Annotated in this window: 15 protein-coding genes and 1 pseudogene; 11 read left to right on the forward strand and 5 right to left on the reverse strand. The window is 65.7% G+C overall.

Translation table 11 applies throughout. The features are described from left to right. Positions 1-377, forward strand: a pseudogene (locus tag VNQ78_RS13970) (hypothetical protein); the annotation flags it as partial. Here the strand turns inward: VNQ78_RS13970 and VNQ78_RS13975 are convergent. Together VNQ78_RS13975 and VNQ78_RS13980 are read right to left on the reverse strand one after the other, a co-directional pair. Next, on the reverse strand, positions 378-1,082 hold the full coding sequence (locus VNQ78_RS13975; RefSeq protein WP_325690785.1) for a GntR family transcriptional regulator: 705 nt from the start codon (positions 1,080-1,082) through the stop codon (positions 378-380). Between the two features lie 254 nt (positions 1,083-1,336). Then, entirely contained in the window at positions 1,337-2,263 is a 927-nt protein-coding gene (locus VNQ78_RS13980) for a hypothetical protein (protein WP_325690787.1), read from the reverse strand. A 32-nt stretch (positions 2,264-2,295) separates the two neighbouring features. On the opposite strand from VNQ78_RS13980, the gene VNQ78_RS13985 reads away from it, so the two are divergent. The 6 genes from VNQ78_RS13985 (at position 2,296) to VNQ78_RS14010 (ending at position 10,495) form a co-directional block, all read left to right on the forward strand. Beyond that, positions 2,296-2,805 (forward strand): DMT family transporter, encoded by a 510-nt coding sequence (locus tag VNQ78_RS13985; protein ID WP_325690789.1) that lies wholly within the window; start codon positions 2,296-2,298, stop codon positions 2,803-2,805. Next, positions 2,802-3,218 carry a DMT family transporter gene (locus tag VNQ78_RS13990; RefSeq protein ID WP_325690791.1) on the forward strand — a complete coding sequence of 139 codons (417 nt, stop codon included), beginning with the start codon at positions 2,802-2,804 and terminating at the stop codon, positions 3,216-3,218. Before VNQ78_RS13985 ends, VNQ78_RS13990 begins: the two co-directional genes overlap by 4 nt. Positions 3,219-3,464: 246 nt before the next feature. Beyond that, on the forward strand, positions 3,465-4,877 hold the full coding sequence (locus tag VNQ78_RS13995) for a hypothetical protein (protein WP_325690793.1): 1,413 nt from the start codon (positions 3,465-3,467) through the stop codon (positions 4,875-4,877). Between the two features lie 49 nt (positions 4,878-4,926). Then, the gene (locus VNQ78_RS14000) at positions 4,927-7,881 is read left to right on the forward strand and encodes an ATP-binding protein (RefSeq protein WP_325690795.1); all 2,955 of its coding nucleotides are present in this window, start codon (positions 4,927-4,929) and stop codon (positions 7,879-7,881) included. A 137-nt stretch (positions 7,882-8,018) separates the two neighbouring features. Continuing rightward, entirely contained in the window at positions 8,019-9,593 is a 1,575-nt protein-coding gene (locus VNQ78_RS14005; protein WP_325690797.1) for a DUF3300 domain-containing protein, read from the forward strand. After that, entirely contained in the window at positions 9,590-10,495 is a 906-nt protein-coding gene (locus VNQ78_RS14010; protein WP_325690799.1) for a DUF2950 family protein, read from the forward strand. Before VNQ78_RS14005 ends, VNQ78_RS14010 begins: the two co-directional genes overlap by 4 nt. Positions 10,496-10,535: 40 nt before the next feature. Here VNQ78_RS14010 and VNQ78_RS14015 read toward each other — a convergent pair whose 3' ends face one another. Further along, complete coding sequence (locus VNQ78_RS14015) at positions 10,536-11,660, reverse strand: alpha/beta hydrolase (protein WP_325690801.1); 1,125 nt, start codon at positions 11,658-11,660, stop codon at positions 10,536-10,538. 214 nt (positions 11,661-11,874) lie between these two features. On the opposite strand from VNQ78_RS14015, the gene VNQ78_RS14020 reads away from it, so the two are divergent. The 4 genes from VNQ78_RS14020 to VNQ78_RS14035 all read left to right on the forward strand — a co-directional run bounded on the left by VNQ78_RS14020 (position 11,875) and on the right by VNQ78_RS14035 (position 16,056). Then, the gene (locus VNQ78_RS14020) at positions 11,875-13,629 is read left to right on the forward strand and encodes an alkaline phosphatase (protein ID WP_325690803.1); all 1,755 of its coding nucleotides are present in this window, start codon (positions 11,875-11,877) and stop codon (positions 13,627-13,629) included. Positions 13,630-13,706: 77 nt separating this feature from the next. Further along, positions 13,707-14,171: a hypothetical protein gene (locus tag VNQ78_RS14025; protein ID WP_325690805.1), complete on the forward strand. Its 465-nt coding sequence runs from the start codon at positions 13,707-13,709 to the stop codon at positions 14,169-14,171. Continuing rightward, entirely contained in the window at positions 14,171-14,857 is a 687-nt protein-coding gene (locus VNQ78_RS14030) for an ABC transporter ATP-binding protein (RefSeq protein WP_325690807.1), read from the forward strand. The genes VNQ78_RS14025 and VNQ78_RS14030 overlap by 1 nt, the downstream gene beginning before the upstream one ends. Next, complete coding sequence (locus VNQ78_RS14035) at positions 14,854-16,056, forward strand: ABC transporter permease (RefSeq protein WP_325690809.1); 1,203 nt, start codon at positions 14,854-14,856, stop codon at positions 16,054-16,056. The genes VNQ78_RS14030 and VNQ78_RS14035 overlap by 4 nt, the downstream gene beginning before the upstream one ends. A gap of 48 nt (positions 16,057-16,104) precedes the next feature. On the opposite strand, the gene VNQ78_RS14040 is transcribed toward VNQ78_RS14035, so the two are convergent. Then, positions 16,105-17,457: an amidohydrolase family protein gene (locus tag VNQ78_RS14040; protein WP_325690811.1), complete on the reverse strand. Its 1,353-nt coding sequence runs from the start codon at positions 17,455-17,457 to the stop codon at positions 16,105-16,107. Between the two features lie 153 nt (positions 17,458-17,610). Beyond that, complete coding sequence (locus VNQ78_RS14045) at positions 17,611-18,528, reverse strand: LysR substrate-binding domain-containing protein (protein WP_325690813.1); 918 nt, start codon at positions 18,526-18,528, stop codon at positions 17,611-17,613. Between the last annotated feature and the right edge of the window lie 7 nt (positions 18,529-18,535).

The following is an 18,535-nucleotide window of genomic DNA, read 5'->3' on the forward strand; positions in this document are numbered from 1 at the left end:
AACGCGGCCGAACTGGCGCGGCTCTCGGGGCCGGGAATGTCGGCATCCTGTTGGATGCGCTGCACCTGTCACGCTCGGGCGGGTCGCCCGAGCAGGTGGGCGCCCTGCCGCCGGAACTGATCCTCTATCTGCAACTTTGCGATGCCGCTGCCGCCATGCCGGTCGACAATGACGCCTGCATCGCGGAAGCGCGGACGGGACGGCTGCAACCGGGCACCGGCGCGTTGTGGCTGCGCGAGTTGATGCAGGTTCTGCCCGCCGATGTGGCGATCAGCGTCGAAACCCCGAATAGCGCCGATCAGGGGCTGGGTTTCGTCCAGAAGGCGCAGAAGGGGATGGATTTCACCCGGCGCTTCCTGACGGCATCTGCCGGGTGATCAATCCTCCAGCGGTCCGATGCGATCCAGCACCGGACCGCGACCGGGCCGCCGCTCGATGGGAAGCTCTTCCTTGAAGCGGTCCGCCATTTTCAGGATATGTTCGCCCAGAAGGTCGCTGGCCCCGGACAGATCGCCGCGCTCGAGCATCTCGATGATCAGGAAATGCTCGGCGCTGGCGCGGAGTTGAGTGGGCGACACCGCCCGATGCGAGCGCAGCGCCGCGACCTTGCCCGCAACCATGCGATAGGCGTCCAGCAGATAGGAATTGTCGCAATTCTCAAGCATCGCGTCGTGATAGGCCATGTCGGCCCGCGCCGCGCCCAGCGTATCGCCGGTTCCCAACGCATGATGCATGGTCTGGGCCGCATGTTTCATCGCGGCGAGGGTGACGCCGCGCTTGTCGCGAAAGGCGAGGCGCAGCATCTCCACCTCGATCAGCCGGCGGAACTGCGCAAGATCATCAATGTCCCGCGCCGTGGGCCAGAAAACGAAGCTGCCGCGCTGGGGCCTCACCACGATCAGGCCTTGCTGCTCCAACGCCGCGAAGGCCTTGCGGACGGGGCTGCGGCTGACACCGAGGCTGAGGGCGAGCTTGTCCTCGGACAGGAGTTCGCCCAATTGCAACTCGCCCTCCATGATGGCACTGCGCAAACGCTCGATGATCCGCTCGGTCAAAAAGCCACGTGGATGGGGGTCGGCCATTGGGGTTCTCTCGTTTCAGGCGCCCGTCGGATACTAGTATGTCATTGCCTTTCCAGCAAGCTTTGCGCTCCGCTGGGTTTTCCGCGCAGTGGAACCGGAGACGCCCCCACAGATAACGCAACCCGCGGACAGAGCCGCGGGGCTAAGCCAATACCCTTAGCCTGGGTTCAAAAATGAACAGCCTGGCTCACGAACAGGCCGGGGCCGGGTTTCACGTCCCGGCCCCTCCTGATCCCTCCAGCCGGAGTGCAGGATCAACCGCTGCTGCTATCCGAGTCGGCGCCGCCATCGCTTTCGGAGCCGCCGCCGGTGTCCGAACCGCCGCCTGCATCGCCGCTACCGGTGTCGCTACCACCGGCGCCATCGTCGCTGGTATCCCCGGCGTCGCTGCCTGCCCCGTCATCGGTGCCGGTATCGCCCATTCCGCCGTCGTCGGTCGCATCATCGGAGCCACCGTCGGCATCATCGGTAGCGTCATCGCCGTCCGCGTCGTCGGCGGGGTCATCGGATACTCCACCGGGAGCCGCCGAAGGCGGCGAGGAGGCTGCATCGCCCGAACTGCCGGACGACTGCTCCTCCGCACTCAGGATGCGCTCACCATTCACCTTGATGAGGCGGCCCTCGACGAGGTTATAGACGAGGTTGATGTCGTCATTCCCGCGCGTCCCGGTGATCGTCATCAGCGAGCCTTCCCGCAGGATATGGATATTCTCGAACCCCTGCGCGACCAATGTGCTCGCGATGGTCTCATTGTTCATGGTCTGGTTGAAGGCCGGGTATTCGGAAACGACCTGAGTCCCGATCGGCGAGACACCTTTCGATTCCGTGGCCGCCTCGGGGACCACGACGGTCTGCCCGCCCCCGGTCACGATTTCAGAGCTTGTCTGCGCCAGTGCATAGCTGCCAATACCTGCCGTCAGCACCGTCGCGGTCAGCATTCCTTTCACAAACATATCGCTACTCCATTCGCTTGTCTGCCTCCCAACGCGACGCCATGCGCACGGGTTCTGGACGGTCACGGGATCGTCAAGTCGCGGATCCAGCATGGCGAAGGCACGGTACCGGGAAACGCCGCCCACAGAAGGTGTCGCCGAATGTCGATGCCACCCGCCGCAGATGGAAGCCGATTTTGCGCCGCATCGGATGAAGATGATGGTTGCCTTCGGGTCGGAATTGGCCAAGTTCTAACCCGCCCAATCGCGAGGAGATGGATGTGCCGGACGAACGCCTGCCCGCGCCGGACGGCCCGGCCCCGGCCCGCCCCCTCGAGATCTTGGCTGCCCTTGGCACGGGTGGGTTGCTGACATTGATGCTGCTGTCGAACAGCACCATGGCGGCGCATACCACGCCGCTGTTCTCGTCGCTGACCGCACATGCGGTGGGGAGCATCGTTGCCGCCCTGGCCCTCGGCGCGCTCTGGCTTCGGCGGGGCGCGTCACATGCGCTGCCTCGCCGGAACCGCGTGCCGGTCTGGGCCTATCTCGGGGGCCTCTCTGGCGCGCTGACGGTGATGCTGACCTCGGCCAGCGCCAACTCGGCGCTGGCACTGACGGGAACGCTGGCCATAGGTCTTGCCGGACAGGTGGTGCTGGCGCTGATCTTCGATCTGCTCGGGGCGATGGGACTGGAAAGGCGGCGGCTGCGCAGGCGGGATCTCATGGCATTGCTGGCCATCATCGCCGGGGCGCTGCTCATCATCCTCGCACGGGGATCGGCAGCATGAGCGCGATGATCCTGCTCGCCTTTCTCGGCGGCGCACTGGTGACATTGTCGCGCCAGATCAACGGGCGGCTTGCGGTCGATACATCGGCTCTGCAATCCTCATTCTGGAACCACCTCATCGGCTGTGCGGCACTGGCGGTGGTGACCATTCTTGCCGGCAGCTTCTGGCCCGCGGGCGCGGCCACGGCACCATGGCTGGCCTGGATCGGCGGCGCCCTTGGCGTTGCCTTCGTGGCAAGCGGCAGCTGGCTGGTCCCGCGCCTCGGGGCTGCGATGACGGGCGGGTTGCTGGTGGCGGGACAGATGCTTTCGGGAGTGCTGCTCGACCTCGTCCGAGGGCAGGACGCCATCCTTTGGATGCAACTCGCGGGTATTGCGCTGATCCTGACCGGAGTCGTTCTCAGCCGTCGGTGATCCTGCGGCAGTTCGCTGAGGCTTGCTGGCTCGTTGCGCCGCCAGCTCCGCTAGCGCGTCTCTCCGCAGGCAATCCGCCCGATGGTCATACCCATCGCTGCGGCCTGACCCGAAATTTCATCGCAATCCCCGGTGACGAAACGGAAATCTCTTGCTTGCAGGCGAAAGGACTCGCAACCTCTCACCAAAGACGTGTCCCCCTAAGGTTGGAATGTCGTTCGGAAATTCTAGGATGAAGGATTTCTCATGCACGGTATCAGGACGCAACGCCGCACGCGGACCGGGGTTCTGGCGACGCTCGCTGCGACATTCGCGATTGCCGGGGCGGGATGGGCGCAGGGCATCGACCCCATGGCCTCCAACAACGGCCTCTATCCCGATGCCGAGGTCTATTCGGGCCATTTCGTCGTGGCCAATCTCGACTATCCCGACGCTCCGGTGGACAATGGATGGGTTCCGGGCGGCGGGACCGGCGGGCGGCTGACCAAGGCCACGGCCGAGGCCTATGCCCGCGCGCTTTTCGAACATATCACGCCAAGCTTCCGCACCATCGTGGATAATCCCGAAAAATGGGATCCGGTGGCGGCGGGCTGGTATGATCTGGTCTGGTCGGGACAAGGCTCGCCCGGCGCGAATGGCGCGACCGATCCGACCTCGGGGCGCGAGGCGCTGATGAACACCTATACAGGGCAGATCATGCCCGCCGCGACCTTCCTGCCACCGTTTACGCCCTCAAGCCCGGTCCAGAACCACGCAGTCATCTATTACGACGCGACAGCCGCCGCGATGCTGGGGCAGGTCTTCGGCAACATCTATGCCCCAAGGCCGGATCTGGTCCAGTTCCCCGAAGGGTCGATCGTCGTGAAGGCCGAGGCGGTGCCGATGCCGGATTCCGCATGGTCCGTCCTTGACCGCGCCGCGACCTGGAAGGTCTATCGCCCCTCAATCGCGCAGCAGATGCAGCCCCACGGACCGCTGAAGGCCGAGGTCATCGACGCCCATCCGATGCAGCTTTCGATCAAGATCAAGGACACGGTCGCGGCACCCGAGACCGGGTGGGTCTTTCTGGGCTTCGTCTACGACTCCTCCAGCAATGGCGCGACCGCGTGGGAGCGGTTCGTGCCTCTGGGCATCATGTGGGGCAACGACCCCGAACTGGCCTCGGACCCGACGGGCGGCGATCCCGACCCGACCGATGCCGAAATCAACGAGGCGCTGAAGGAAACCTGGGTCAACCCGGCCGCACCGGCCTTCGTGCGCAATACGCTGGGCTGGGGGATGCGGCTGGCCGGCCCGATGGATGTCGCCACCCGCCACAATGTACTGACGCCCTCGGGCCAGCGCTTCACCGGCCCGCACCACCTGCGCGCGTCGTCCTGCCTCAGCTGCCATGGCGCGTCGGAGTTTCCGTTCACCGCCAACCTCTACCCCTCGCCCAACCAGCATTTCCCACATGATGGGGATCCGTTCCTGCTGTATGATCCCGGCTCGCGGGACTGGGCGCGGTGGTTTCAGAACCGGCGCGGGGACAAGCCGATGTCGGGCAATATCGGCGGCCACGCCCTCGACTACGACATGGCGATCATGTTCGCGCTCAGCAATTTCAACGCAGCGATCGGCAACGATACCTTCGTGGAAGAAAAATTCGATGTCCACTAGCCTGAAAGCCTCGAACGCTCAGGGAAAGGAGGGGGAGGCGGCCGGTCACATGCCATCCGAACACCGGGGAATCTCGGTCCTTTTCGCGGATTTGGTCGGGTCGACCGACCATATCGAGGCGCTGGGGCCCGAGGCCTATTCCGATCTGCTCCGCTCGTTCCACGGGCTTTGCAACCATGCCATCCGCAAGCATAACGGCACGGTCGCCCAATATCAGGGCGACGGCATCCTTGCCTATTTCGGCTATCCCCATGGCGACGAGGACGACGCCACGCGCGCCGTCGATGCGGCGCTGGACATCCTGACGGCCTTGGCGACACAGGCCGAAACGGCCGGCGTGGCGGCGCAATCGCGCATCGGGCTGGCCACGGGCTCGGCCTTGATCTACCCCGACAGCAGCGATTTCGGCGCGCAGGCGGTCGGCACCTGCATCAACAAGGCCGCGCGGCTGGAAACCATGGCCGAGCCGGGGACCATCCTGATCTGCGACGACACCCGCCGCATGATCGGCGAGCTGTTCCAGCTTCGCAGCCTCGGCCGCCATCCGCTGAAGGGCCTGAAGGGCGAACATGAGATCTGGCGCGTCGACCGGCGGCGCGCGGGCATCACCACGCGTTACGCGGCGCTCCGCGGGCGCCGCACGCATGGCCTGATCGGCCGCGATGCCGAGATGCGGACACTTGGCCAGCATTTCGAGGCGGCGCGCCGTGGGCAAGGGCGGGTGGTCGTCGTCAGTGCCGATCCGGGCGTCGGGAAATCCGGTCTGGTGGCCGAGTTCCTGGAATCCGATGCCCTGCGTTCCGTCACCAGTTTCGTGCTGCAATGCTCGCCCGAACAGCGCGACACGCCGCTTTATCCGATCCGGCACTATCTGGAATGGATCTCGGGCGTGGGGGCCAGCGACGACACCGGCGCGCGCCATGCCAAGCTGGCGCGCCTCTTCAGCACGGTCTGGGGCACCGAGGGCGAGGATCTGGCGCTGCTTCTGGATCTGCTGTCTCCCTTGGGGGCGGGGATGGAGGTCGATCGCAGCGACTCGGTCTCGCTGCGTCGCCAGCGCAGCCTTGAGCTTTTGTGCCGGATGATCTTTCGCACCGCCTCGAACCGCGGCGTGATGGTCATGGTGTTCGAGGACGCCCATTGGCTCGACCCCAGCTCGGCGCAATTGCTGCATTGCGTCCTCCAGACCGTCGCCTCGCATCCGGCGCTGGTTCTGGTGACGACGCGGCGCGAGGCGCCTTATGGCGACGGCATCGCGGGCGCGGCGGGGCTGATCGCGCTCGACCGTCTGACCGATGAGGATGCCCGGACCCTCGCCCGCAAGGCCCTTGGCGAGGCGAGACTCAGCGACCGGCACTTCGCCCTGCTCCTCGAGAAGTCCGACGGCGTGCCCCTCTATATCGAGGAATATGGCGAGATGCTGGCCTCCGCGGGACCGGACGGCCTGCGCGAGGCTGCGGTTCCGTTGACCATCGGCGGGCTGGTGCAAGGCAAGCTCGACCGCCTCGACCGTCGCGCGCGGCGCTTTGCGCAGGCCGGTTCGGCCATCGGACGCACCTTCCGCGCCGGGCTGGTCGAGGCCATCAACTCCGACGGCGAGGCGGGCGGCCATATCGCCGCACTGGAGGAGCAGAAGATCATCGCGCGGCATGGCGGCGCGAGCGAGGGGCTTGAACTGGCCTTCCCCCATGCGCTGATCCGCGACGCCATCTATGCGACCCTTGCCCGCGGCGAGCGTCTGAGGTTGCACGGCGCAATCGCCGATTTCTACCTGTCCCAGGGTGGCAGGATGGAAGTGGCGGAACATGTTCTGGCCGGCCATCTGGCCCGCGCCGCCCGCCCTGAGGAGGCGATCGAGCGTTATCTGGGCGCGGCGCTTCAGGCCGCCGGAGACGGCGCGGCGGGCGAAGCCCTCGCCCATCTCGAGGCCGCGCTCGACTCGATCGGGGCATTGGAGCCGGGGGAGGAACGCGACCGGCTGGAGCTGCGCGTCCGCGCGGTTCAGGGGCCGACACAGATGGTGACGGGCGGTCCGGGCAATCCGGTCTTCGGGGCGACGCAGGCGAGAGCGATGGAACTCTCGGACCGGCTCGGCCTGCAGGGGTCGATGGTGCCGGTGATCTACAACACGGCGCTCCACGCATGGGCGATCGCGGACCTCGACCGCGCCATGCGGATCGGCGATGCCATCGCCGCGATCGAGGCCGGAGCCCCGGATGACGCCTCCTATATGGCGGCGCATACGATGCGCGGGCTGGTCGCCTGGCATCAGGGGAAGAACGACCTTGCCGAAGCCAGCCTGCGCGCCACGGTCGATCGGCATCGGCCAGAGCTTCACCGCGACCTTTATTCGGTCTTTCTGAAGGAGTTCGGCGTCTTCAGCCTGTTCTATCTTGGCCTGACCAAGACGGTGCAGGGCGATTTCGCGGCCGGCGCCGATGCCGCGCGCCGGGCTGCCGCGCTTGGCCAGCGCATGGGATTTCCCCATGCCCGCGGCTTCGGCATGTTGGCGCGGTTCAACACGGCCATGCTGCGCGGCGATGTCGAGGAAGCCGCGACAGGCAGCGCCGAGGCCCGCGACTTTGCCCTGCAACAGGGCTTTCCCGAATTCGCGGCCATGGCGCTTTTCGTGCAGGGCTGGTGCCGGTTCAGAGAGGGCGAGGCCGTGGCCGGACTGGCCGAGATGGAGGCGGGTTTCGAGGGCTGGGCCGCCACCGGCTTCAGCTGCTGGCAGGCACTTTTCGCCGCCATCCTTGGCCGCGACATGATCCTGGCCGGTCGCCCCGACGAGGCGGAAGCGCTGGTCGACCGCTATCTGTCGCAGATCGCGCTTTCGGGCGAGGCGCAGGCCGGGGCACCCCTGCTTCTGGCCCGGGCCGAGGCGCTTCGCGCCCGCAACCTGCCCGACCGGGCGGCAACCGCAGCAGCCGAAGCCCGGCAACTGGCCGAGGCGCAGGGCGCGGGCCTTTGGACGCAGATGATCGCCGCGAGCTTTCCCGGCTGACCCGCAAGGCGGCGGGCATAGGTCGAGGGATTTCAAGTCTGTCAGGTCTGAAACCACTTTTCGGACCGCAAGCGCGGGCATAGGATCGACTGGTGAATCCCCGCATATTGGCGGGGAATCAGGGATGGAGGCCACAGATGTCTCGAATACCCGTGCGGCGACTGCATCCCTTGATGCGCCGCGGACTGGCTGCGGGCCTGATCGTCGCCGCGACCGCACCGCCGCTTCTGGCACAGGACAGCCTGCCCTGCGGCAGTCCCCATACCGTCACCAGCGGCGAGACGCTGAGCAGGCTCGCGGCCCGCGCCTATGGCAACCCGGACCGCTATGACCTGATCCTCGACGCGAACCGCGCGACGCTGAACGGCACGCCCGAGAACCTTGCCGTCGGGATGGTGCTGAACATTCCTTGCGCCGATGGCATGCCGGGCACCGGCCCATCGCCCGCGATGCAGGCCGCCATCGCTGCCCAGGGCGAGCTTTCCGCGGATGAGCTGGACACGCTCTTCGGACCCGTGGCGCTTTTCCCGGATCAGTTGCTGACCCCCACCCTTGTCGCCACGACCTTTCCGCTGGACGTCGTGAAGGCCGCCAATTTCGTCGAACAGAACGAAGGCCTTTCGGACAAGGATCGCGCCAAGCTGGCAGCGTCCGAGAACTGGGACGACAGCGTTCGCGAACTGGCAGCCGGTTTCCCCCAGGTCGTCACGCGGATGAGCGACAATATCGACTGGACCGAGCAGGCCGGAGAGGCGGTGGTCGGGCAGACGGATGACGTCCTCGCCTCGATCCAGCGGCTGAGGGGCGAGGCGCAGAAGAACGGCTACCTCGCCGACAGCCCGGCCCAGAAGGTCGAGACGGTGAACAACAAGATCCAGATCGCGCCCGCCGATCCGGACGTGGTCTATGTGCCGACCTATGACAGCAACGTGGTCTATACGACCCCGGTGCCCAGCAACCAGCCAGTGTATCACTACGGCTATGACTATGGCTATCAGGACAATACCAACTGGGACAACATCTTGCTGACCGGCGGCGTCCTGCTGGGCAGCGCGGTGCTGCTCGACGATATTTTCGACGATGACGACTGGCATGGCTGGCATCACGACGACGATATCGACTGGGATCGCGGCGATATCACCATCAATCGCGGCGACCGGACGATCAACCGGGGCGATATCAACATCGACGGCAACCGGATCGACATCGACCGCACCCGCAATTCACCGGGCGACCGCATCAGCATCGGCGACAGCACACGGCCGCAGATCGACCGCAGCAACCTGCGCAATGCCGCCGGCGAGCGCGCCGCAAACCGCCCGAACCAGAGGTCGATCTCGGACCCGGCGAGCCGGGCGGCCGCGAGGCAGAAGATCGAGGCGCGCAAGACCTCCGGCGCGAAGCCCGCAAACCTGCAGACGAAGAAGAGGGTGAGCGAGGCCACCGCGAACCGCAAGCCTGCGGCCAATCGGCAGGCCCGGCCCGCCGCGCAAAAGGCGGCGCAAGCCCGGCCTGCCGGCCAGCGCGCAGCCCCGCGCGCGAGCCAGGCCTCGCGCCCGAAGGCCCACGCGATGCCCAAGGCCCATACGGTCAGCCGGTCCAGCAACAACGCCTTCAGGAAACCATCTGGTCCGAGGGCTTCCGCAGCAAGCCATCGCGGGCATAGCAGCATGGTTCATCGCAGCGGCGGCGGTCGGGGAGGAAGAAGATGAAACGGCTCATACCTGCCCTCGCCCTGCTGCTTGGCACGGCCGCGCCAGCCTTGGCTGCACCGCAGTATTTCGAAACGCCCGATGCGGCGGTCGCGGCCCTTGTCGCGGCGCTGGATTCCAAGGACAAGGCCGCTGTCCTCGCGATCTTCGGACCCGAGGCCGAGGATGTCGTCTCAAGCGGCGATCCCGAGGAGGACCGCCAGATATGGGGTGAGTTTCTGGCCGACATCCATGCCATCCACCGGCTTGAGCCGGCCGAGAACGGGCGGATGACCCTGCTTTCAGGGCGCGAGATGTGGCCCTTTCCGGCCGAGCTGGTCAAGAGCGATGCGGGCTGGAGCTTTGACGCCGAAGGCGCACGGCAGGAAGTGCTGGCGCGCCGGATCGGCAGGAACGAGCTTGAGATCATCGCCATCATGCACCGCATCGGCGAGATCCAGGCAAACTACCGCGCGACCGACGAGGATGGTGACGGGGTGATGGAATTCGCGTCCTCCATCCTCTCCTCGCCCGGCAAGCGCGACGGGCTCTATTGGGCCGACGCCCCGGATGAGGAACCAAGCCCCTTCGACGAAACCCTCGCCCGCGCCAATTTCACCGGCTACAACCACGACGGCGAGGACCGCGAGCCGCAACCCTATGAAGGTTACTATTTCCGCATCCTGCAAAAGCAGGGACCGGCGGCGCCGGGCGGGGCCTATAGCTATATGATCGGCGAGAACATGGTCGCGGGACATGCGCTTGTCGCCTACCCCGCCGCCTATGGTGACAGCGGCATCATGAGCTTCATGGTCGCCGAGCCGGGTATCGTCTATCAGGCCGATCTGGGCGAGGATACGCTGGAAAAGGCCGCCAAGATCGAGGCGTTCGACCCGACCGACGAATGGTCTCCGGTGGAATAGGAAAGGCCGGGCGCGCGAAATACGCGCCCCGGCCCCAGGGTCAGCGCCCCGTAATCATGATCGGCACGCCCGACAGGATCTCGTTCAGTCCCGGTGTCCGTGCCGCCGAGAAGCCACCCTGCCGGTTCAAACCCGCGCCGATCAGCTGAACGACCTCGGGCGAGCCGGCGAATTTCGAGTGGCTGCCCGAGCTTGAATCGTGGATCTGCGACAGGTCGATCACCGTCACGCCCAGCCCCTCCAGCTTTGCGGCCTGGGTCGCGCCCACCCGCGGCACCCCGCCCGCGATCCGGCGCGAGGCCAGCAGCGCGCGGTCGTCCTGTGACACCAGCAGATAGATCTTGCTGCGGATCTCGGGCGAGAGCTGCTCGATCTGGGTGCGGAACAGGTCGATGTCGATATCGGGCGACGCAAGGATGATGTTGTTGATATTGCGCCGCTTGCCCAGCGTCCCGGCCTTCTGGGCATCGACCAGCCCCTCCATCGCGAGGAAGGTGCCCATGGAATGCGCAAAGACATCGGCGCTTTCTGCCTTGGTCCGAACCAGAATGTCGGAAATCTCCTTCAGCTTGCCGCGTGCGATCAGCGCGCTGTTCAGGTCATAGACATAGCGAACCGCATTTGCAGCCGATGCCCAGGTCATCAGGACGGGCACGCCCTCATAGCCGGTATCCTCGACAAACTGGGTCAGGCGCAGGATCGCGTCACTGGCGGTGTTGTTGTAGCCATGGATGAACAGCAGGATACGGCGCTGCCCCGGCGGCCGACGCTCCAACTCGCGGTTGATCTCGGCGATGAAGGAGGCGTCGTTGCGATAGACGACCGGCTCGACAACGGTGAACTCGGTCCGGGGATCGGGCGGCAGCGATTTCGGGCGCTCAAGCTCGCCCAGCTTGTGCGTTGGCGGCACCGTGGTCACGACCGAGGCCAGCCCGAGTTCGGGCGCCCGCTGGGCCGAGAAGAAGGTGCCGACGACCTCCGTGGCCTGCCGGGTCGTGGCGATGAACATCTTGTGCCGATGCAGCTGGGAGAGGGATTCCGAGGGGATTTCGGGATTTTCCACCCCGATCAGCTCGGGCGGGCGCGAGCAGCCGGTCAGCAGGGTCGCCGCCAGCATCATCACCAAGGGCAGTCGTCGAATTTCAGGCAGATATTCGCTACGCATCATGGCCTCTGGGAAGGGGTGTCGTGCCTGAACAGTGCCGAAGGTCACGCAATCGTGCAAGAAATCTCGCAGGACACGCGAAAGCTTTCGCCTCGCCCGTTCGCGCAGCCGAAAAGCGGTGCCTGCCATCCGAGGTTGTCAAGAAAATGAAATGGAAGGCCACTAAGGGGGGCGGGACATCTTTCTGAGCGATGCCGTCCAATACGAGGTGAACATGCGGACCCTTCTCGCCGCCCTTGCGGCCAGCACGGTGCTGTCGGGCACAGTGCAAGCCGCCACGATCTATCCGCTCGACCGGGCGACGATTCTGGTGAACTCGCCCTTCGACTTCAAGGTCGAGCTTGACGGAACGGTGGCCGAGGGCGACATCGCCGTCACCGTGAACGGCAAGCCCTATGCCGAGGTTTTCGGAAAACCCGCCGCGTTCGTCGCCGAGGAGAAGGGCGAAGATGACGCGATGATGGGCTCCTCCCTAATCCTGCGCGACCTCGCCCTGGCCGAGCCGGGCGCCTATACCGTCGAGGTGAAGGCCGGGAACCAGACGAAATCCGTGACCTGGGACGTCTATGGCACCGGCGAGGCGCCGAAGGCCCGGAACGTCATCTTCATCGTCGGCGACGGGCTTTCGGTCGCGCATCGCACCGCCGCGCGGATCATGTCCAAGGGCATGACCGAGGGCAAGGCCGATGGCCGCCTCGCCATGGATGACCTTGATCACATGGCCTTCATCGGCACTTCCTCGACCCATTCGATCGCGACTGACTCGGCCAATACGATGTCGGCCTATATGACCGGCCACAAGTCGCGGGTGAACGCGCTTGGCGTCTATGCCGACCGCACCCCCGACAGTTTCGACGACCCCAGGGTCGAGACCATTGCCGAGGCGCTGCGCCGCACCACCAACAAGTCGATCGGCGTCGTCTCGACCTCGGAACTTCAGGACGCGACTCCGGCCGCCGTAGTCGCCCATACCCGCAAGCGCGCCGACAAGCCCGAGATCGTGGACATGTTCTACAAGGTCCAGCCCGATGTCATTCTGGGCGGCGGTTCGGCCTATTTCCTGAAATCAGACGTGCCGGGATCGAAGCGCAAGGATGACAAGGACTATGTGGCGATGTTCCGCGATGCGGGCTATGCGCTCGCGACCAGCGCCGAGGAGCTGGAGGCCGCGCGCGGCAGCAATACCGGCAAGATCCTCGGCCTTTTCCATACCGGGAACATGGACACCACGCTTGACCGCAATTTCCTGAAGAAGGGCACGGCCGAGAAATTCCCGAACCAGCCCGGCCTTGTCCAGATGACCAAGGTTGCGCTCGACACGCTGGCGAAGAACGAGGACGGCTTCTTCCTGATGGTCGAGGGCGCCTCGATCGACAAGATGTCGCATCCGATGGACTGGGACCGCTCGATCTACGAGACGATCGAGCTGGATCAGGTGGTCGCGACCGCGCGCGAGTTTGCCGAAACCCATCCCGATACGCTGATCGTCGTGACCGGAGACCACACCCACGGCGTCTCGGTGGTCGGCACCATCGACGACGAGAAGCCGGGCGACGACATGCGCGCGAAGCTGGGCGTCTATGACGATGCCGGTTTCCCGAACTATACCGACGAGGACAAGGACGGCTTTCCCGACAAGGTCGACGTGACCCGCCGCCTCGCCATGTTCTCGAGCAACTTCCCCGACTATTACGAGACCTGGCGTCCCAAGATGGACGGCCCGTTCGAACCGGCGGTGAAGAACGAGAAGGGCGAGTATGTCGCCAACGAGGCCTACAAGGACATTCCCGGCGCGGTGCTGCGCACCGGCAACCTGCCCAAAAGCAGCGACACCGCCGTCCACACGGTCGATGATGTCGTCCTGCAGGCCACCGGCCCCGGCGCCGAGGCCTTCAAGGGCTATATGGAACAGTCCGACGTCTACAAGATTCTGGTCGACGCCTTCGCGCTGGGAACCGTCCAGAAGTAATCGCAGAACGAACCTGCCCGGAGGCCATCCGGGCAGGCATTTCCTTTTGAACCCCGGAACCAGATGGAGGGGCCCTGATGAAATACGCGCAGCCTTCGATGACCCGGCGCACCTGCCTCGCCGCAATTCCGGTCGCGGCAATGGCTGCGACACTCAGACCCGCGCAGGCCGCCCCTCATAGTCTCAGCTTTGACGAGCTTTACAGTGCCTTCACCCCGCTCGGGCTGGAGTTTTCGCCTTTGGTCAAGGAAGCGACGGGACAGGTCGTCAGGATCAATGGCTTCATGGCCCCGCCCTTGAAGGCCGAGGCGCAGTTCTTCGTGCTGACCGAAATCCCGATGGCGCTTTGTCCGTTCTGCTCTAGCGACGCGGATTGGCCGGACAATATCCTTGTCGTCTATCTGGACCGGCGGCAGACCTTCACGCAGCCGAACCAGACGATCGAGGTCACGGGCACGCTTGAGCGCGGCTCCTGGACCGACCCGGAGACCGGCTTCGTCAGCCAGTTGCGCCTGCGCAAGGCGCGCTATGCCGTGACCTGATGCTTGCCCTTTGCCTCTCCTCGGTCGAAGTGACCTATCCCGGCCTTGCCACCCCGGTGCTGAGCGTCCCCGAGCTTCGGATACCCGCTGGCAGCCGGGTCGCGATTACCGGGCCGTCAGGCTCGGGAAAATCCACGCTGATCAATATCATCACCGGGCTTGAAAGGGCGCCGACCGGGCGCGTCAACTGGGGCGATACCGACATTGCCGGACTGGGCGAAGGCGCCCGCGATCGCTGGCGCGCCGCCCATGTCGGGCTGGTGATGCAGGACTTCCACCTTTTCCCCGGCCTCTCGGCCCGCGAAAACGTCCTGCTGCCCGCACGCCTCGCACGAAAGGCCGATGGCGCATTGACGGCGCGGGCCGGGGATCTGATCGGCCGCGTCGGACTGGCCCGGCCCGATCAGCGGGTCGAGACCATGTCGCGGGGCGAGATGCAGCGCGTCGCGGTAGCGCGCGCGCTTTTGCGCCGCCCCGGCATGATCATCGCGGATGAGCCGACGGCCAGCCTCGACGCCGCGAATGGCGCGGCCATCGGCGCGCTGCTTCTGGACCTTGCCGAGGAAACCGGCGCTACGCTGGTCGTGGTCTCGCATGATCCCCGGCTGATCGCCGCCATGCCGCGCAGGATCGGCCTTGCCGGGGGCAGGATCGTCGCGGACAGCCGGGAAGAGATCGCGGCATGATCCGCTTCGTTCTGGCGGACCTGCGCCGGCATCGGATCGGCGCCGCCGTGATCGTGCTGCTGATCACGCTGGCCGTCGCAATCGGCGTCGGCGTGACGTTGCAGGAACGTGCGCTGCGTCTGGGCAGTGCGCGGGCCGCTGACAAATTCGACCTGATCGTCGGCGCGCCGGGGTCCGAGACGCAGCTCGTCCTCTCGTCGGTCTTTCTGCAACCCGCCGCCCTGCCCCTCGTTCCGGGCGAAATCCTCGAGCGGCTGGCAGCGGATCCGCGCGTCGACTGGGCCGCGCCGCTCGGGTTTGGCGATTTTCACGGCGACCATCCGGTGATCGGCACGACCCGCACGCTGATCGCGAAAACGACCACGGGATTTCGCGCCGGGGGCATGTTCACCGGCCCGCATGAGGCTGTGGTCGGCGCATCCGTCGCCCTCGATCCGGGCGCCGGGTTCAGCCCTGTCCATGGCAAGCTGACCGAAGGCGGGCATGCCCATGACGAGGCGAGCTATCGCGTCGTCGGCAAGCTGGAGCCGACGGGCACCGCCTGGGATCTCGCGATCCTGGTCCCGATCCGTTCGGTCTGGGAGGTTCATGGGCTGGGCGCGGAACACGGCCATAGCCATGCGGATGACCCGCTGGACGAGGACTGGCATCCGGGTGAGACGCCTCCGGTTCCGGCAATCCTCGTGAAGCCGCGCACCATCGCGGACGCCTATCGCCTGCGGCAGGAATACCGCGCCGATCCCCAGACGATGGCGGTGTTTCCGGGCGAGGTTCTGACCAGTCTCTATGCGACGCTGGGCGATGCAAAGCGCGTGCTGTCGATCGTCGCCGGTGCGACGCAGGCGCTGGTCGCTGCCGCCCTGCTGCTTGTCACCATCATGCATGTCGGCCAGAGGCGGCGGCAGATCGGCGCGCTCCGCGCCTTCGGTGCCCCGCGCGCGGCCGTGTTCGGGATCGTCTGGGTCGAGCTTTTCGCGCTGATCGCGACGGGCATCCTGCTTGGTCACGCCTTGGGCTATGTCGCGGCCAAGCTGATCTCGCGCGGGTTCACCTCGCAGAACGGCTTCGGCCTGCCAGTCGAATTCGCGGCCGGGGATGGCGTGCGCCTCATGTCGCTCTGTGTCTTCGCCGTCCTGCTTTCCGGCATCCCGGCATGGCTCGCCTATCGGCAATCCCCGGTCGCGGCCCTGCGAAGCTGAACGTCACCACCCCAGCGGGGCGGTGACGTTCCGTTTGACCCGTCGGACCTATTCGGCCAGCGTATTCTTGAAGATGGTGCCGTCCTTCATGATCAGCGGCAGGTTGTGTTCGGCATCCGCCAGCAGATCGATATTGGCAAGCGGATCGCCATTCACCAGCAGGATATCCGCCAAGGCCCCCTCCTCGATCACGCCGAGCTTGCCCTTATAGGGGCTGCGCAGCCCGGAAAGGCCAAGAAACTCGGCATTGGTCGAGGTCGCCTGACGCAGGATCTCGGCCGGGGTGAACCAGGTCTTCAACGAGACCAGCATCTCGCCCTGACGCCGCGCCATCGCCTCGGAGAACAGCACATCGGTCCCGAAGGCGGTCTTGATATTGTATTTCTTCACCAATTGGTAAAGCCGGTCGGTGCCGTCCGTGACCTCATGCGACTTCTGGTCCTGAGGCGAGCCCGGTGGGAACATGCCTCCGAAAAACTCCTGAAGGATCGGCTGGGTCGAGAGCCAGATGTTCTTCTCGACCATATATTGCGCGGTTTCGTCGTCGATCAGCTGCGCATGTTCGATGACCCGCACCCCGGCATCTATCGCGCGGCGGATGGCGGCCGGGGTATAGGCATGGACGGTCACATAGGTGCCCCAGTTCTCGGCGGCCTCGACCGCTGCACGCAGCTCCTCGGCCGTGAAGGTCGAAACGTCGAGCGGACTGTGGGGCGAGGCGACGCCGCCCCCGGCCGTCAGCTTGATCTGGCTTGCCCCCCGCATAAGCTGTTCGCGCACGCGCTGGCGCATCAGGTCGGGGCTGTCGACCACCATGGCGCCGCCCAGTTCCTCGATCCGCGAAAGCGGCTTCGATCCGTCGCGAGGCAGTTCGGAAAGTGGGCGGAAATCGCCATGACCACTGGTCACGGTGATCATCGCGCCCGAGGGCCAGATGCGCGGGCCGGGAACAACCCCCATGTCGATGGCCTGCTTCAGCGCAAAGGACGGCCCGCCCAGATCGCGCACGGTCGTGAAACCGCGCATCAGGGTCGCGGTGGCCTCGGCACCCGCCAGCAGGTAGGTGAGGCCCTCATCCCCGAACATCATCTGCTCGGGCGTTTGCCGGATCAGCATCGTGTGCCAATGCGCGTCGATCAGGCCCGGCATCAATGTCCGGCCCCCGCCATCGATCACGGTGGCCTCGGGGGCGGCGGTGAGGTCGTCGCCGATCCCCGCGATCAGGTTGCCGCGCACCAGCACCGATGTCGGGGCCGAGAGTGCTTCGCCCTTGCCGTCGAATATCCGCACGTCCTGAAACAATGTCTCGCCCGCGGCCTGAGCCCTTGCTGCGGGAGCAGCGACCATCGCCACCGCCACAGCGCAGACCGAGGCGAGTATCATGGATCGTCCAATCGTCATTTCCGCTTCGCTTTCCTTGATGAAAATCAGGAATTCCGCTTCGATGGTGGTCGTTCTTGCCCGTTTCCCGACAATGGATCTGGGGAAATGACGCGTCAACAGGTTCCGGCTATCTTCGGGGAACTGGCGGGGCCTGATCCGCGCCTTACGGCTTCAGCCTTGCGTCGAGGCAACCTTGCCCAGAGCCAGAAGGTCGGCCGCCACCTCGCTCAGAAGATCGGCAAGCGAGGCCATGAGCCGGTCCTGACTGGTCGACTTGCGCCAGAACAGGCCGATCTGGCGCTGGAACCGCGCGGAAGCGACGGGAAGCGCCACCATCCCCTCGGTCTGCCGGCAGGCAAGGGCCGGAAGCAGGGTCATGCCGACCCCGGCCATGACCATCTGGCGCAGGGTTTCCAGACTCGTGGCGCGGAAATCCTCGAACTCGCTCGCGCCGACCTCGCGGCAGAGGTCCAGCGCCTGCTCGCGCAGGCAATGGCCCCTTTCCAGCAGCATCAGGCTTTGACCCGCCAGGGCATCGAGGCCAAGGGGCGTGCCCTGCCGCGTCACCGGATGGTCCGAGGGAACGGCCAGCCGGAACGGCTCCTCGAACAGGACACGGCCGGTCAGATGGATGTCATGGACCGGCAGGGCCAGCAAGGCCGCGTCGATCTGGCCGCCCACCAGTTTCCCGATCAGGCTGCTGCTTTTCTCTTCGGTCAACAGCAACTCGACGCCCGGAAAGCGTTTGCGAAACCGTGGGATGGTATGGGGCAGCAGATAGGGGCCAAGCGTCGGAAAGACCCCCAGATGCAGGCTGGGGGTTCCGGTCTCGCGCAGGTTGTCGGCCTCGGTTCGGATCTGGGACACCTCGTCCAGAATGCGCCGGGCGCGGGCCAGGATCAGGCTACCCGCCTGCGTCAGCGTGATCTTTCTGGGCGAACGCTCGAACAGCGGCAGGCCCAGTTCTTCCTCGAGCTTGCGGATCTGGGCCGAAAGCGTCGGCTGGCTGACCCCGCAGATATCGGCTGCGCGATGGAAGTTGCCCTGATCGGCAATTGCGACAAGATATTCCAGATCGCGCAGCTTCACTTTCTGT

Origin of the sequence: Paracoccus sp. (in: a-proteobacteria) (assembly GCF_035556475.1) — a bacterium.
In the GTDB taxonomy this organism is placed as follows: domain Bacteria; phylum Pseudomonadota; class Alphaproteobacteria; order Rhodobacterales; family Rhodobacteraceae; genus Paracoccus.

Excerpts from the sequence above, each read along its gene's own strand:
- VNQ78_RS13975 (WP_325690785.1), bottom strand. The coding sequence starts at position 1,082 with ATGGCCGACCCCCATCCACGTGGCTTTTTGACCGAGCGGATCATCGAG.
- VNQ78_RS13990 (WP_325690791.1), top strand. The coding sequence starts at position 2,802 with ATGAGCGCGATGATCCTGCTCGCCTTTCTCGGCGGCGCACTGGTGACA.
- VNQ78_RS13995 (WP_325690793.1), top strand. The coding sequence starts at position 3,465 with ATGCACGGTATCAGGACGCAACGCCGCACGCGGACCGGGGTTCTGGCG.
- VNQ78_RS14000 (WP_325690795.1), top strand. The coding sequence starts at position 4,927 with ATGCCATCCGAACACCGGGGAATCTCGGTCCTTTTCGCGGATTTGGTC.
- VNQ78_RS14005 (WP_325690797.1), top strand. The coding sequence starts at position 8,019 with ATGTCTCGAATACCCGTGCGGCGACTGCATCCCTTGATGCGCCGCGGA.
- VNQ78_RS14010 (WP_325690799.1), top strand. The coding sequence starts at position 9,590 with ATGAAACGGCTCATACCTGCCCTCGCCCTGCTGCTTGGCACGGCCGCG.
- VNQ78_RS14015 (WP_325690801.1), bottom strand. The coding sequence starts at position 11,660 with ATGCGTAGCGAATATCTGCCTGAAATTCGACGACTGCCCTTGGTGATG.
- VNQ78_RS14020 (WP_325690803.1), top strand. The coding sequence starts at position 11,875 with ATGCGGACCCTTCTCGCCGCCCTTGCGGCCAGCACGGTGCTGTCGGGC.
- VNQ78_RS14025 (WP_325690805.1), top strand. The coding sequence starts at position 13,707 with ATGAAATACGCGCAGCCTTCGATGACCCGGCGCACCTGCCTCGCCGCA.
- VNQ78_RS14030 (WP_325690807.1), top strand. The coding sequence starts at position 14,171 with ATGCTTGCCCTTTGCCTCTCCTCGGTCGAAGTGACCTATCCCGGCCTT.
- VNQ78_RS14035 (WP_325690809.1), top strand. The coding sequence starts at position 14,854 with ATGATCCGCTTCGTTCTGGCGGACCTGCGCCGGCATCGGATCGGCGCC.
- VNQ78_RS14040 (WP_325690811.1), bottom strand. The coding sequence starts at position 17,457 with ATGACGATTGGACGATCCATGATACTCGCCTCGGTCTGCGCTGTGGCG.